The sequence below is a fragment of the Paraburkholderia domus genome (assembly GCF_905220705.1).
GTDB classification, from domain to species: domain Bacteria; phylum Pseudomonadota; class Gammaproteobacteria; order Burkholderiales; family Burkholderiaceae; genus Paraburkholderia; species Paraburkholderia domus.
This window is the reverse complement of sequence record NZ_CAJNAT010000004.1, coordinates 105,211-119,576: the sequence shown is the minus strand read 5'-3', so window position 1 is coordinate 119,576 and position 14,366 is coordinate 105,211. Positions and strand designations below refer to the sequence as shown.

The 14,366-nt window shown below is 59.3% G+C and carries 15 protein-coding genes and 1 pseudogene; 6 read left to right on the top strand and 10 right to left on the bottom strand.

Annotation, left to right across the window (positions count from 1 at the left end):
- Positions 1 to 69: 69 nt before the first annotated feature.
- The 3 genes from KHO31_RS10745 (at position 70) to KHO31_RS10735 (ending at position 2,806) form a co-directional block, all read left to right on the top strand.
- A complete protein-coding gene (locus tag KHO31_RS10745; RefSeq protein WP_201074439.1) occupies positions 70 to 651 on the top strand; it encodes a TetR/AcrR family transcriptional regulator in 582 nt (193 codons plus the stop codon).
- 188 nt (positions 652 to 839) lie between these two features.
- Positions 840 to 1,655 carry an oxidoreductase gene (locus KHO31_RS10740; protein WP_201074437.1) on the top strand — a complete coding sequence of 272 codons (816 nt, stop codon included), beginning with the start codon at positions 840 to 842 and terminating at the stop codon, positions 1,653 to 1,655.
- A 149-nt stretch (positions 1,656 to 1,804) separates the two neighbouring features.
- Positions 1,805 to 2,806 (top strand): NADP-dependent oxidoreductase, encoded by a 1,002-nt coding sequence (locus tag KHO31_RS10735; protein WP_201085637.1) that lies wholly within the window; start codon positions 1,805 to 1,807, stop codon positions 2,804 to 2,806.
- Here the strand turns inward: KHO31_RS10735 and KHO31_RS10730 are convergent.
- Positions 2,735 to 3,907 carry a threonine aldolase family protein gene (locus KHO31_RS10730; protein ID WP_201108015.1) on the bottom strand — a complete coding sequence of 391 codons (1,173 nt, stop codon included), beginning with the start codon at positions 3,905 to 3,907 and terminating at the stop codon, positions 2,735 to 2,737. The two genes, KHO31_RS10735 and KHO31_RS10730, sit on opposite strands and share 72 nt — an antisense overlap.
- A 112-nt stretch (positions 3,908 to 4,019) precedes the next feature.
- Positions 4,020 to 4,829 carry an AraC family transcriptional regulator gene (locus tag KHO31_RS10725; protein WP_201085639.1) on the bottom strand — a complete coding sequence of 270 codons (810 nt, stop codon included), beginning with the start codon at positions 4,827 to 4,829 and terminating at the stop codon, positions 4,020 to 4,022.
- Positions 4,830 to 4,959: 130 nt separating this feature from the next.
- Here KHO31_RS10725 and KHO31_RS39995 point away from each other — a divergent pair.
- Positions 4,960 to 5,253, top strand: a pseudogene (locus KHO31_RS39995) (tannase/feruloyl esterase family alpha/beta hydrolase); the annotation flags it as partial.
- 32 nt (positions 5,254 to 5,285) lie between these two features.
- On the opposite strand, the gene KHO31_RS10715 reads toward KHO31_RS39995, so the two are convergent.
- Complete coding sequence (locus KHO31_RS10715) at positions 5,286 to 6,041, bottom strand: SDR family oxidoreductase (protein ID WP_201074433.1); 756 nt, start codon at positions 6,039 to 6,041, stop codon at positions 5,286 to 5,288.
- A gap of 48 nt (positions 6,042 to 6,089) precedes the next feature.
- Positions 6,090 to 6,491, bottom strand: coding sequence for a nuclear transport factor 2 family protein (locus tag KHO31_RS10710; RefSeq protein WP_201085640.1), 402 nt, complete (start codon positions 6,489 to 6,491; stop codon positions 6,090 to 6,092).
- 228 nt (positions 6,492 to 6,719) lie between these two features.
- Here KHO31_RS10710 and KHO31_RS10705 point away from each other — a divergent pair, with 228 nt between their 5' ends.
- Together KHO31_RS10705 and KHO31_RS10700 are read left to right on the top strand one after the other, a co-directional pair.
- Complete coding sequence (locus KHO31_RS10705; protein WP_201085641.1) at positions 6,720 to 7,358, top strand: TetR/AcrR family transcriptional regulator; 639 nt, start codon at positions 6,720 to 6,722, stop codon at positions 7,356 to 7,358.
- Positions 7,359 to 7,636: 278 nt separating this feature from the next.
- Positions 7,637 to 9,040, top strand: coding sequence for a GGDEF domain-containing protein (locus KHO31_RS10700; RefSeq protein ID WP_211623264.1), 1,404 nt, complete (start codon positions 7,637 to 7,639; stop codon positions 9,038 to 9,040).
- Between the two features lie 7 nt (positions 9,041 to 9,047).
- On the opposite strand, the gene KHO31_RS10695 is transcribed toward KHO31_RS10700, so the two are convergent.
- The 6 genes from KHO31_RS10695 to KHO31_RS10670 form a co-directional block, all read right to left on the bottom strand.
- Entirely contained in the window at positions 9,048 to 10,607 is a 1,560-nt protein-coding gene (locus KHO31_RS10695) for a methyl-accepting chemotaxis protein (RefSeq protein ID WP_201074426.1), read from the bottom strand.
- Between the two features lie 299 nt (positions 10,608 to 10,906).
- Positions 10,907 to 11,164 (bottom strand): hypothetical protein, encoded by a 258-nt coding sequence (locus KHO31_RS10690; RefSeq protein ID WP_201074423.1) that lies wholly within the window; start codon positions 11,162 to 11,164, stop codon positions 10,907 to 10,909.
- On the bottom strand, positions 11,161 to 11,577 hold the full coding sequence (locus tag KHO31_RS10685; RefSeq protein WP_201074422.1) for a VOC family protein: 417 nt from the start codon (positions 11,575 to 11,577) through the stop codon (positions 11,161 to 11,163). Before KHO31_RS10685 ends, KHO31_RS10690 begins: the two co-directional genes overlap by 4 nt.
- Positions 11,578 to 11,597: 20 nt before the next feature.
- Complete coding sequence (locus KHO31_RS10680) at positions 11,598 to 12,116, bottom strand: helix-turn-helix domain-containing protein (RefSeq protein ID WP_201074420.1); 519 nt, start codon at positions 12,114 to 12,116, stop codon at positions 11,598 to 11,600.
- A 194-nt stretch (positions 12,117 to 12,310) separates the two neighbouring features.
- On the bottom strand, positions 12,311 to 12,685 hold the full coding sequence (locus KHO31_RS10675) for a VOC family protein (protein WP_201074418.1): 375 nt from the start codon (positions 12,683 to 12,685) through the stop codon (positions 12,311 to 12,313).
- A 193-nt stretch (positions 12,686 to 12,878) separates the two neighbouring features.
- Entirely contained in the window at positions 12,879 to 13,703 is an 825-nt protein-coding gene (locus KHO31_RS10670) for an SIR2 family NAD-dependent protein deacylase (protein WP_201074416.1), read from the bottom strand.
- Between the last annotated feature and the right edge of the window lie 663 nt (positions 13,704 to 14,366).

Below are 14,366 nucleotides of genomic sequence, written 5' to 3'. Positions count from 1 at the left end.
CCATCTGGCGTTTTGCACAAAAACCGAATATGATGAACGTAATATATACGATTCGCCACCTCTGCCGTCATGACACGATCCGCACTTACGCGTAAGGAAGCCACTCACGAACGCATCGTCGAGGCAGCCGCGCGCGCCATACGGCGCAGCGGCTATGCGGGCACCGGTGTTTCCGACATCATGAAGAATGTCGGTCTGACGCACGGCGGCTTCTACGCCCACTTCGCTTCGCGCGAGGCAATGCTCGCCGAAGCGGCGGATCGCGCCGGCGCTGAAGCCGTCGCCGCGTCGGCCAGCATTGCGGCCGGCGCGCCGCCGGAGCAGGCATTGGCATCGCTCGTGCGCGCCTATCTCTCGAAGGAGCACGTCGAAAACGCCGAGATGGGGTGCCCAGTCGCGGCCCTCGGTTCGGAAATGCCCCGCCAGGCGCCCGAGGTGCGGCGCGCGGCCACCCGTCGTATCAAGGAGATGATCGATCTCATTGCCCGCCAGTCGTCAGACTGGGGACAGCCGGGCGCGCACGAACGCGCGCTCGTTACCGTGGCCACGATGGTCGGAACGCTGCTTCTGGCGCGCGCTGTCGACGACCCCAAGCTTTCCGACGCCCTGCGAGAGGCAACACTGGAGCAGCTCGCCCCTAACGTCGCCTGATTCCACCCACGGTCATGCCGGCTTTTCCGCCGGCTTTGCGCTCGCAATTAAATATGACGACCATCATAGTAATGCCACCAGATGGACGACCTCTCCACCGCGTCGCCGCAGCAACTGGATTGTGACCACCGTCCAACGAAAGAAAGTCCCATGAAGATCACCCCAGGAACTGCAGGAGGAAGGACATTATGAAAAGCAAGACCAAGACAGCGCTTGTTACGGGCGCCTCATCAGGCATCGGTGAAGCCACGGCCGAGCGGCTCGCGAAGGCGGGTTATAAGGTCTACGGCACTAGTAGACGAGGTGCACCGGCCGGCAAACGGTCCTTCGATTTGCTGCCGCTCGACGTTACCAGCGACGCATCCGTCGACACCGCCGTTCGCGAAATGCTACGACTGGAGGGCCACATCGATCTGCTCGTCAACAATGCGGGTTTTGGCGTTGCGCCCGCCGGCGCTGAAGAGAGTTCACTCGAACAGGCCCGAGCAATCTTCGATACGAACTTCTTCGGGATCGTCCGGATGACGCGTGCCGTCGTGCCTCACATGCGTCGTGAAGGGAGTGGCCGCATCATTAACATCGGCTCCGTGCTCGGCTTCTTGCCGATGCCGTATATGGCGCTATACACCGCCACGAAGCATGCGGTCGCAGGCTATTCGGAATCGCTCGATCATGAGTTGCGCACGATGGGCATTCGGGTCTCCGTTATTGAGCCCGCCTACATCAAGACGCCTTTCGACGCGAACTTCATGGAACCGGACGTTCCCCTCGACGAGTACCGCGAGGTTCGCACGGCCCTGGCCAAGCGAGTGAGAGAGGTGGTCGAGGGTGCTGACGGGCCCGAGGTTGTGGCCGAGACTGTACTGCAAGCCGCCATCGCGGCTCGTCCCAAACTCCGCTATGCCGCCGGTGGACTCGCCGGCCGCATGCGATTGCTGCGCAGGTTTGCGCCCGCAGGTCTCGTGGATGCCGGTATTCGCAAAGACCTGCGACTTCAAACTTAAACGGCGTCACCGCCACCTCTCCCCCATTTGAAGCACAATTGATCCAGAGCAGCGCGGTCGCATAGGACAACACAATGATATCCAACGCTACATCCCAGCAACTGCCCGCGAAGCAGCCTGAGTCAACGATAAATTTCCAAGGAAAGGTGATGAAGGCATTCGTCGTCGATCGATACGGACGCAAGAATGGCTTGCGAGCCGGCGAGATGCCGACCCCGGAGCCGCAAGCGGATGACGTGTTGATCCAGATCCACGCCACAAGCGTAAACCCCATCGATGCAAAAATCCGGGACGGCGAGTTCAAGCTCATCTTGCCTTATCGTTTGCCGCTGATTCTGGGCAACGATCTGGCCGGGGTCGTCGTCCGCGTTGGAGCGCGCGTGAAGCGCTTCAAACCAGGCGATGAGGTCTATGCGCAACCACACAAAGATCGCATCGGCGCTTTCGCGGAATTCATTGCGGTCAAGGAAGACGGCGTGGCGCTCAAGCCCAACACACTCAGCATGGAAGAAGCCGCCTCGATTCCACTGGTAGGCCTGACCGCGTGGCAGGCGTTGATCGAGAAAGGGCAACTGAAGAAAGGGCAAAAAGTGCTGATACATGCCGGCTCGGGTGGCGTCGGCACATTTGCCATTCAACTGGCGAAGCATGTGGGCGCGACCGTCGCGACGACAACGAGTGCGCGGAACGCCGAACTGGTGAAGCAACTCGGCGCGGATATCGTCATCGACTACAAGAAAGAGGATTTTGCAGACATCCTCAATGGTTACGATCTAGTGCTCGACACGCAGGGCGGAGATACGCTCAAAAAATCACTGCGCGTCCTCAGGCCGGGTGGCAGGCTCATCGGGATCGCGGGGCCGCCTGATCCCGAGTTTGCAAAGGAGATTGGCGCTTCGTGGTTCCTGAAAACGGTGATGCGCCTTTTGAGCTATCGCGTCAGGAAAATTGCAAAACGTCATGATGCCAGCTATTCATTTTTGTTCATGCGCCCCAGCGGAGACCAATTGAGTCGGATCGCCGCACTGATCGATGCGGGAACCATACGGCCCGTAATCGATCGGGTCTTCCCGTTTGCGTCAACCAATGAGGCTTTGGCTTACGTTGAAGCAGGGCGTACAAAGGGAAAAACGGTCATCAAGATTCGATAGAGGAGCGATGCGCTCTATCGAGGACGAGTCGTTCTGAGTGTATCGGCTATGGGTACGTGCCTTCAAAGCTGGGGGAACCGCGCCAAAAAAGGCATCAACCTGGTGTTCTTGTGTGGCCCACGACGTTACCAGGCGAATCACAGAATGATCGTTATCCAACTCTCGCCAAACGTAGAAAGCAAAGTACTGCTTCAAAGCGGAAATGACTGAATCGGGCAATATTGCAAATACTTGATTCGTGGCCGTTTCCGCCTCGAGCGCGTAACCGCTAGACACGATCCCGGAGGCGAGTTTTGCCGCCATGGCATTGGCGTGCTTTGCATTTTCGACGAAGAGATTCTTGTCGCCAAATAACGCCTGAAACTGGATACCCAGTAGCCGTCCCTTGGCTAACATGCCGCCGCGTTGCTTGACATGAAAAGCAAAATCCTCCGTCAACGCTGGATTGCAAACAACAATTGCTTCACCCAAAAGCGCGCCGATCTTGGTTCCGCCGATCCAGAAAATATCAACGAGGGAAGCAATATCGGCCAATGTCGCGTCGCTCTTGCTCGACGCCAATGCCGCACCCAAGCGCGCGCCATCGAGAAATAGAATGAGGCCCCGTTGCTTTGCGAGCGCCGATATCTCGCGCAACTCATCGAGCGAGTAGACGGTGCCTATTTCGGTAGCATTCGACAGATAGATCAGCCGAGGTTTTGCCATGTGCGGAAAATGAGCATTGCTGGCAAGCGCGGCCTCAATATTGGCGGGCGTGAGCTTCCCGTCTACAGCGGGAACGACGATGAGCTTGTGGCCAGTTGCCTCAATAGCACCGGCCTCCCTAACTACGATATGTCCCGAGCTCACTGCAATGACGGCTTCGTGCGGACGCAGGCAGCTAGATATCGAAACGATGTTGGCCAACGTGCCACTTGCGACGTAGTGGATGGCTCCGTCGAACGTGTCCCCCAGTCGGGCCTTGATCCGAGTCGTTGCCTCGGCAGAGTAGGAGTCTTCCCCGCAGGCTGCCTGTTGGATGGAGTTGGATTCCGACAGGGCGCGAAGAATGTCAGGATGTGCGCCTTCGCTGTAGTCGTCAAGAAAGCTGAAAGTAGTCATTCGGTGCTTCTGCCTTAGATGGAGGCCGCCCGGGATGGGCACGAGGCCAAAAACCAAAGGCTACCGATCTGCTACCAAAACGCCTTGTAAAAAATTGCCGCGCCGCCCGCCGTCAGAAGCGAGCGGGAGTAACGCCGTACGCCTCGCGAAACGCTCGCGTGAAATGGCTTTGGTCAAAGAAGCCAACGGCGTGCGCAATCTCAGTGATCGGCATGTTCCTGTTCGCGTTGATCAACGCCACCGCCTTTTCAAGCCGCATGCGCAGTAACCAGGCGTGGGGCATCATGCCGATAGTGCGTTTGAACAGTTTCAAGAACCGGAATCGAGCGAGGCCAACAAGACCGGATAGATCTTCCAGAACGATTTTGTCGGCAAGATGCGCCTCGACGAACTCCCGAACAAGTCGTAGTTGCTGGGACGACAAGGCTCCGGCGATAGTTTGAGGAGAGGGTTGCTTCAAACGGGCGAACAGTGACTCCAGCAATTCCAGAACGTAGGTTTCGTTCATGATGGGATCGTTCATCCCCTGCCGGAGGGTTGCGTGAATTTTGAACAACTGATCTGAGAGGCGGCTATCTTGCAGCACCACTGCGGCCTGTGAGGGGAAATAGTGCTTGCCCGTGATTTCCTCCCCGAAGCCATTCAGCAGCCCGGGCGACAATCGAAACGTGTGGAGCGTGTACGACTCATCCGCGTCAGCAACCCCATCGTGAACCTCGCCCGCAGGCATAAGCTGAATTGCGCCACGCGTGAGCAACAGGGATTCCCCACGGAACGATTGACGTTGCACCCCGCTGGCAATGAGTGCGATATGGCAGTCGAGATGATAGTGCGGCTCAAAGCGAAACTCGGCAAACCGAGCCGTGCTAAGGGTCAAACCGGGGATGTCTGCTGAGTGACTGTACTGGACTTCTTCGGGCATAACTCACCTCTGGTTCCGCCGCCGACGCCTTGGAGGCTAGCCCCGAAAGTCGCGCTGCGAGCCCTTCATTATCCCAGCTTTCTTTTGATCCGCACTTCTCCGAACGCGAGAATCGAAAGCACGTTGTCATGTGCGTCGCCGCCGCCGCGAACTTCGCTTGTCACGCCGTCCAGATCAAAACCCAATCCGAGGTGATTCCTGCGCGACTGTCGGCAGGGTTTATCCCGTCGATGTCCTTAACAATGCGACGCAGAAACAGGATTACTCATACGCGGCACGTGGCACCGCCGTCTATTTTGCCAAAGCGGTGATTGCAGCCTTTTACGGTCAGACGCCCAAGTACACCTACTTCGAAGGCGCATCGAACGGCGGCCGAAACGCTTACCTCGTCGCACAGGATTGGCCGGGCGATTACGACGGCATCATCGCCGGCTCACGTGTCCGTCAGGCAGCTATTCACCCGCCCAGCACTTCCAGCATCTGTGCATTCAGGCCATTGACGAAAGCGTGCTCATCGGGTCCCGGGTTCCCGCGGAACTGCTTCGCACCTTCAACCAGAACCTCATCCACATCCGTCCCGAGGACAGCGATCGTTTCGTCGATGAAGGCGTCAAGCGGCATCGCCTGTTCGGCCTCGCGGCTGTTCATGAGGTCCGTGCGCACCCAGGGCGGTGCGATCTCGAGTACGCGAACCTTCGTGTTCTGCAGCATGAAGCGTTGCGAGAGGATGTACGAATGCAGCGCCGCCTTGGTCGACGAATACACTGCCGTCACGGCCAGCGGAACAAAAGCCAGGACCGAGCTGGTATAGGCGACAACAGCATCGTTTTTGGTCTTGAGATGATCGATCAGCGCCGACGTCATGCGGATCGGCCCCATCAGGTTGGTCGTGATGGTGGACACCATCAGCGCGTCGTCGATGTGGCCGCCGGCCTGGTCTGGCTGCATGATCCCAGCGTTGTTGATCAGCACGTTGAGATCGGGATAGTCCGCGATCAGTTGTGCCGCCACCCGGCCTATGCTGGCCGGGTCGGCAATGTCGAGCTCAATGGCAGCCATGCCGGGATTCGCCGCCACCACCTCGTCGAGATGGCTGCGCCGGCGGCCGCTGATGATGACCTTGTTGCCACGCTTGTGGAGCGCTTCGGCTAGCCCGCGGCCAATGCCCGAACCGCCGCCCGTGATGAAGATCGTGTTTCCGGTGAGTTTCATGATCGTTTCCTGGTGATGTTGATATCGCTGTAGATGGGGTTGGCGTGCTCAGGCAGGGAACCGGACGCCGAACATCGGCAGGCCGCTTGCGGATTCGGCCTGGGTCGCTTCGTCCTGTAGGACGTCCCAGTGCTCGGCGAGCTTGCCGTCTTCGAAGCGGACGACGTCGGCTGCAATCCACGCGGCGGGCCTGCCGACCCCGGAAAAACGGCCATGGGCGATGACATAGTCACCGTCGGCCACGATCAGCTGGTTCTCGTAGCGCGCGGTGTCAGGCAGCGCGCGAACCAGGTTGAACAGGCCGTCGCGTCCTGGCGCAATGTGGGCGCTATGCTGAATGTATCGATCGGACCAGAAGCGCTCGGCTGCAACGTAGTCGCGCTTGTTGAACAGCGTGTCGAATGCTTCCAGCGCGAGCGCCTTGTTCTGTTCAGGGGTTGTCTTCGTCATGGTGAGACCCTCTTTAAAGATTCGGGTGACGACGCGGTCAGGCGTCAGATAACCGTTGTGCCCTCTGCTGCCTGAACTTTCAGGTAAAGAAGGCTATACTTAAGACAATGGTGAATGACATTGTCATTGAGATGCAGTGTGGGCGCCCACCCTGCTAATGTCAATTGTGATCGACATTGTATTTTTCGATGGGTCTGATTAGGCCGTTGTCGGCCGAAGGGAGGGAGAGTGGGTGTTTCCAGACAACAGGCGGTTGAAAACCGGCACGCGATCGTGGCCGCCGCCGAGAAGCTGTTTCGCGAGCGCGGCGTCGATGCGGTCGGGCTCGCCGAGCTGATGAAGGCGGCGGGCTTTACGCAGGGCGGTTTCTACAACCACTTCAAATCAAAAGACGCACTGGTCGCCGCCGTCGTGGAAAAGGCGATGGAAGAGGGTGGGGAGACGTATGGCTCCATCATCGAAAACGCCAGGTCAGCCAACGCCAACCCGGTCAGGCAACGGATCGAGTGGTACCTCTCGCCCGAGCATCGCGCGAATATCGAGGCGGGCTGCCCCCTGTCGGGTTTTGTCGGCGACGCCCGGCGGCTCGGCGACGTGGCACACGGCACTTACGCGGCAGGTCTCGCGGTGAACCTCCAGGATTTCGCCAAGGTCATCGAAGAGACGGAGGGGGTCAGCGAAGGCAGTCGCGGGAAGGCGATCACTTTGTTCAGCCAGATGGTCGGCACGCTGCTGCTTTCGCGTGCAGTTGCAGACGTTGACCCGGCCCTCGCGGATGAAATTCTTGATGAGGGCCGCCAGCACCTCCTCACCATCGTGGACGCGGAACCCGCAATTCAGTCGCGTGGACGCTCGCGCCGGCGATAGCACAAGGTCCTTTGGAGTCCCGGAGCGCTGTCACTGGATCCTCACCCGTGACAGGCTCCGTTTGGCCGTCGCGCTATAGGAGGTAGCGTCAAAATTCGGATCGTTGGACGTCTTGTCAGATGAAACCTGACGCATATACTTCCAATAGCCTGAAGATAGTCCGCCGCGTGGTATGTTCGGCACGGCGCGACTGCATGGCGCCGTGTCCGAGTCGGCCGATTCACGCGTCAATCGCTCGGCGATGCGAAAACCACAGAAATATTGTCGGAGACGGGCACATGAGCATGACCATCTCAATCCAAGAGCCGCCCCGCATCATTGGGATCGTGACCAAGGTCTACTCGAGTTTGTTGATCATTGGTTTTGCGCTCATCCCTGCCTACCTCATTGCTTATCTGGCTTTCTTTCAAGACCCGAGCCTGAAGTTCGAAAACCACGCATTCCACGAAATCGCGATCGCAGCGGCGACGCTCGAGGGACTGTTTGTCACCTATGTGACCTGGCGTTGTTATTTGTCGTCGGGTGAACCGCTGCTGCGGTGGCTGACTTTGGGCTTTCTAGGCTTTGTGCTGGTCTATGCGCTGCACGGCGCATTCACCGGCATGGCTCACCATAATATCTGGCTATTCCTGCTCTATGGACCGGCATCGCGTCTGGTGATGTCAGTATTGTTGCTGATCGGGCTTCTCTCGTACCACAACGCACCGGACGCGGTCGAGCAGCGCTCGAAGCCGCGCCCGTGGCTGGCGTGGATCGCCGTCTTCGTCCTGATCGACCTGGTTGTCGGACTGATTGCGAACTCGCCCATTGCGGGCAGCCTCGCAGTGCGACTATCGATGGAGGGCGGCGCGCTCATCTTCTCGACGCTGAACGTCATGGTGCTGATGCTGCGTCGCATTCGCTCGCCGCTGATGGTGATCTACGGCATCTCGATCACCGCCTTTGCACTTTCGTCTCTCGCGTTCATTCTCGGCAAGCCCTGGAATCATATGTGGTGGCTGGCGCACGCGATCTTCGCGGCCGGCTTTTTCCTCCTGAGTTATGGCGTCGTTCAGGCGTTCCGCACCACGCGCTCTTTTTCGACGATCTACAGTCAGGAAGAACTGATGTCTCGCCTCGCCGAGGCAATGGCACGCACGGAAGGCGCGCTGCAGGAGCTCCAACGCACCAATCACAAGCTTGAGCATCTCGCCGCGACCGATCCACTGACGGGTGCCGCGAACCGGCGTGAGTTTATCCAGCAAGTGGAGGCGGAAATCGCACGAGCCAGGCGAGAGGGTGCGCCGTTCTCGCTGCTGGCGCTGGATCTCGACAACTTCAAATTGATCAACGACAACTACGGCCATCAGGTGGGTGACGAGGTGTTGCAGCGATTCGTGCAGAAATGCCTTGACGCCATTCGCCCCTATGACGGCGTGGCGCGAGTCGGTGGCGAAGAGTTTATGGTGCTGCTGCCTAGAGCCGCGCTAGACATGGCACGTTCGGTCGCGGAGCGCGTCCGGGGCGCAGTGGCTACCGATGAGTTCTATACCGAAACCGGGCGGCCCGTCGCCATTACCGTCAGTGTCGGCGTCTCCGAGTTCGGCCGCGACGGCGATACGATCGACACCCTCTTACGAGTCGCTGACGAGCGACTGTACCGGGCCAAACACGATGGCCGCAACCGCGTGGTGGCCGGATAGATCATCGTCAGACAGCCTCGCCTTGCAGCCGGAACACGTTGACGACGTCGCGTAACAATTGCGCCTGTTCCTGCATCGATTGCGCGGCGGCAGCCGCTTCTTCGACCATCGCTGCGTTTTGCTGCGTGGTCTCGTCCATCTGCGCAATGGCGACGTTGACCTGCTCGATGCCACGGCTTTGTTCCTCGGAGGCCGCCGAGATTTCGCTGATGATGTCGGTGACGCGCCTCACTGCATCAACGAGCGAATGCATCGTGCCGCCCGCTTTTTCGACGAGCGCCTTGCCGTCGTCGACGCGTTCCACCGAGTCCTCGATCAGACTCTTGATCTCCTTCGCCGCATCCGAGCTGCGGCGCGCAAGATTGCGCACTTCGCCCGCTACCACGGCAAAGCCGCGCCCTTCTTCGCCAGCACGCGCTGCTTCGACGGCCGCGTTCAACGCGAGAATATTGGTCTGAAACGCAATGCTTTCGATCACGGCGATGATGTCGACCACGCGCGCCGAACTCGCCGCGATGTTCTGCATGTTCGTCACAACCTGCTGGACGACCTCGCCGCCCTCGCCCGCGAGCTTCGATGCGCTGCGCGCCATCTGGTTCGCCTGCAAGGCGTTGTCGGCGTTCTGCTTCACGGTCGCAGTGAGTTGCTCCATGCTCGCCGCGGTTTCGCCCAGCGACGACGCCTGCTCTTCGGTACGTGCCGACAGATCGAGATTGCCCGCAGCGATCTGCTCCGCGGCGACAGTGATCGTTTCAGTGCCACCGCGAATGCGCCGGATCGTGTCGGCCAACCGACTCTGCATGCGCTCCATCGCGAACAGCATGCTTTGCTGATCGTCGCGACCTAGTGTCACAGAACGCGATAGGTCACCGTCCGCGATGGTTTCCGCCACGCTTGCAGCATAGGCCGGCTCGCCGCCAAGACTGCGTTTCACGTTGCGGATGATCAGCACGAGCGCGATCGTGCTAAAGCTTCCTGTCACGAGGATGGTGAATAGATAACGCAGCAGATCGGCGCGGAACGCTTCGTTGATGTCGTTCACGTAGACGCCTGAAATCAGATACCAGTCCCACGTATCGAAGCGTTTGACGAAGCTGATTTTCGGCACGTGTTCAGTTTTGCCAGGCAATCTTGCCATATAGTCGACGAAGCCCTGTCCTTGCGCCTGCGCGAGCTTGACCATGTCGACGAACAGTAGCTTGCCGTCGGTATCCGCGTAGTGCGTGACGTCCTTGTTGCGCAGATCCGCGAGCGTCGGATGCATGATGACGACCGGTGTCGCCGTCGTGATGATCATGTAGCCATTGCCGGGATAGCGCATCACCGACAGTCGCGCCATCGCCTGCTGCTTTGCCTGATCGAGCGTCAATTCGTGCCGATCGACGAGTTTCGCGTAGTCGGCCACGACGCCGTATGCGCATTCGACTACGTTTTGCACTGCCGCCTTGCGCTCCGACAGCATCGTCGTGCGCGACTGCCACGCGGCCCAGCCGCCGAGACCCAGCAGACCAAGCCACGTAATCAATAATGCAAGCCACAGTTTGGTATTCAAGCTGAGTCGGTTCACGCCATTTTCTCCACAGCCGGCCATCGCCGGCTCAATCGCCAAGCCCAGTGTTCAACCACACTGGGAGCGCAACGCGTGCGCGAGCCGTCAGAGGGTTGTCACTGATTAACGGCGTGGCGGCGCATTACCTGAGTCAGGAAACACCCGAACTGGGCGATGCGCTGCCGCGCCTGGCTATCGATTGGCTTTCAATGAGAACGCGCGTGAATCCGGCGATTGTCAACCATTTGAGAAACGGGGTCGAACGGCCGTGGCCAGACTGAAAAGTCTTGCACCGAGGCGCACGACTGGGGCGTTCTTCAAGCGAGTGGCGCCTCCTGGTCGCCTAAAGAACGCTGCGGCCTATCACCGGTCTGCTGGCGGCTGACGTAGGGCAGCACAAACATGTAGAGCCCCGTGAACAGCAAGAGAGCCAGCGGCAGCAGCGGCGCGTAGGTGATCCAGGGCGGCGGGAGACCGATTCCCCGGGCCATGGTGACGAAGTTGGCGATCACTGTCAGCGTGAAAGCGATGGATACCCACCGGTGAAACCGACGAATCCAGTTGCTGGTATTCATGTCGTGCTCCTCGGGGCCTGGATCATCTTCCAGCCATTGCCGGCAGGGTCGCGGAAACCGGCATCGACGCTACCAAAGCGGTCCACCGGCTCCTGGGTGAATTCCACGCCTTTGGCTTTCAGCTCGGTGTAGCTGGCGCGACAGTCGGCCACAGAGAGAACCAGGGGCGGCATGGCCCCCTTGGCGACCATCGCGCGCAGGGTTTGCGCGGTGGCCTCGTCGTGGATGGGCGGGCCGGGTGCGAACAGGCCGAGCTGGAACGAGGGCTGATCAGGATGCTGGACCGTGAGCCAGCGGTAGGGACCGTTGCGCACGTCCGTGTGGACGCGAAATCCGAGCTTGTCGACGTAGAACGTGAGCGCTTCGTCCTGGTTATCGACATACAAGCCCACTACATTAATACCTTGGTTCATGACACCTCCCTGGTTGATGGTCAGAATGTATCTTTGACCACGCGGCGGCGCTTCTCCAAAACTGCGATGGTGAGGTCGGGACGCTGCGCGGCCTTCAGGACACAGGCGGGCACACGGTCGAGTTGAGGCATGTTGGCCTGGGCCTCAAGGCGCATGGCGCTGGGGCTTTGGCCGGTGATGTCGCGGAAGATGCGGCCGAAGGTGCCCAGGCTCTCCCAGCCGGTTGCGAACGCGATTTCCGTGATGCTGAGCTCGGTGTCGCGCAGCAGGGTGGTGGCCTGCTCGATGCGCCGCGTCAGCAGGTAGCGGTGCGGCGGGACGCCGAAGGCCCGTTTGAACGAGCGCGCGAAATGGGCTTCGGAGACGCCGCTGACCTCGGCCAGGCGCTTGACGGGCCACGCCTCGTGCGAGGCGGCATCCATGCGGTCTTTGGCACGCAGCAGTCGGCGCAGCAGGGCCGGGTCTTCCAACGCGTCGGCGCCGACCGGTGCAGGGGACGAGGCAGGCAACTGGGCGTTATGGTCGTCGCGAGGCGGCATGAGTTCCCGGGGGCTGGCAGTGTGCGTGTAGTTTACGCTCAGCACGGGTAGCCGCAGAGCGGCCCACTGGCTACCGGCTACACGTCAAGTGTCTTTACTGGCCGGCAACCGGCAGCAGCAGACCGTCGAATAACGGCCGCTCAACGTTTGACATGAGAGGCGGCCTGGCCTCGCGACTCCGCTCGATGGAAGGGTCAGGCCTCGGGTTGGTGGCAAACCACTTCGATGTTGTGCCCGTCCGGACCAATGACAAAAGCTGCATAGTAGTTCGCGTGGTAGTGCGGGCGCGGACCAGGCGCACCATTGTCTTTGCCGCCCGCCTCCAGAGCCGCGCGATAGAAAGCGTCGACTTGCTGGCGATTCTCGGCCGTGAACGCCAAATGAAGATGCGCCGGCTTCTCCTCGGTTTGGTACAGGCACAATGAAGCCTTACCCTGCGGGCTAAGCTCGACACCGTACGTTGGCGGCCCCTCCGAGACAACAGCTACGCCGATCGGTTCGAGCGCCTTGAGAAAGAACGCTTTGCTCACTGCAAAGTCGCTGACTCCGAATTTGACGTGGTCGAACATGAGTTCTCCTGAAGTGCGTGGGCCTGCGCGAGGCCTAACGTGATTTAGAGATCACCGCGATGTTGCCACACGTAGCCACGAGTCGCCACCGATGGCAGTCGGGGTATGCCAATACCGGTCATTGTCAGGCGCGCGGCAGCTGCACCGCAGGGAGACTGGCTGCCTGGACGGTTGGAAATTGCATAAGAGCCGGCTAGAAGCCGGTTAAAGCCTCGTTTAGCAGCGACAAAGTTTGAAGGGCTCCTCCTGCGAATCCGATTCCACGGTGCTGGGCGATGCCTGAATCTTTGGGATTGATGCGGATGACACGGGCACCAACCCGCTCACTGAGATTCCGAACGGTCGGAATGGTCTTGCCCGCGCCTATCTCTACGACGATGGGCCGCTTGACGGAGGCAAGCCAGGCGTTCAGGCGCGATTCCTGCGCCTCCGTGCGTAGTTCAATCCAGTCATAGTCCCCGAACATGAGGATGTTGGGTCGTGCAACCGCACCGCAATGCGGGCAGGTCGGAAGCTCATTGAGCAAGCGGCACTCGGCTTCGTCTACGATAGGCTCAAAAGCCGCCGCTGACCATATGGCGTCAGTGCAGACTTCCGAGCACTGCATCATATGGATGGAGCCGTGGCATTCCGCTATGACATCGTCGCGAAATCCTGCTTTCTGAAACTGACCATCAACATTGCTGGTGAAAACGGCGGCGCGATGCGACATGTTCTCGGCCCAACGGAGGAGTACCTGAAATCCGCTGTGAGGTATGGTTCGCCGATAGAGTTGAAGTCGGTGACCATAGAAGCCCCACGATAAAGTCGGAGACTTGACGAGCGTACGTGGATTCGCCATGTCCTGGAAAGTCAGTTGATGCTTCCGCAACGCCGGATAGGAGCGCCAAAACCCTTCCGCGCCACGAAAGTCGGGCAGGCCCGAATCAACACCCATACCCGCCCCCGCCGTGATGAGCAAACTGTCTGCCTCGCGGAGCCACGAAACCGCACGCTTCAATTTCTCAACTTCGTCCATAGATCGCTTTTCTAAAAACGGGGCATTCTTCCGCAGTGAGTGGAGTTGACCCAAGCTGGAGCGCTCCGACAGTGACAATGATCCGATGCAGCTATCAATTGAGCAAGCGTGTCAAATTCCCTGTTTGCCCGCAAAAGGCTTGAAAGCAGTCGTCTAAACCAACCTCAGTCAAGGTCTGTTGTTGGCCGGGCTTGGGCATTGTCAGGTTTCCCGCCAATCCGCGATGAAGTCTTTTTTAACACCGGGATCGACCTCTTGCGGAGATTCCCTTAGTCAGCAATCGAACGAATGACTCTCGCCGGATTTCCACCGACAAGCGTATTCGGGGGAACGTCCCTCGACTAGCCGCTCGACGATTCATTAGCAATTATATTAGCGATAATATCGATCAAGTTCGTACAGAATCACGCTGCCCGCCCTATATATGGGCGCAAGTGCTCGATCCCTTTATACATGCATACGGGATTGTACTGAGACGGTCTGGCGATATTATTGACTAATATTATTACCTAACGCAGCGACCGTACCGCCTCGCGTCATCGCATGCTGTCCCACTGGACAGCCAGTGCGTTTCCACTGCCCGACCGCCGCGCAGCATGGCCGAGACCGTGCGTTGCATCGCTCGGCAGCACATTTTCTAACTCACCGGAAATAAGTGGCAGT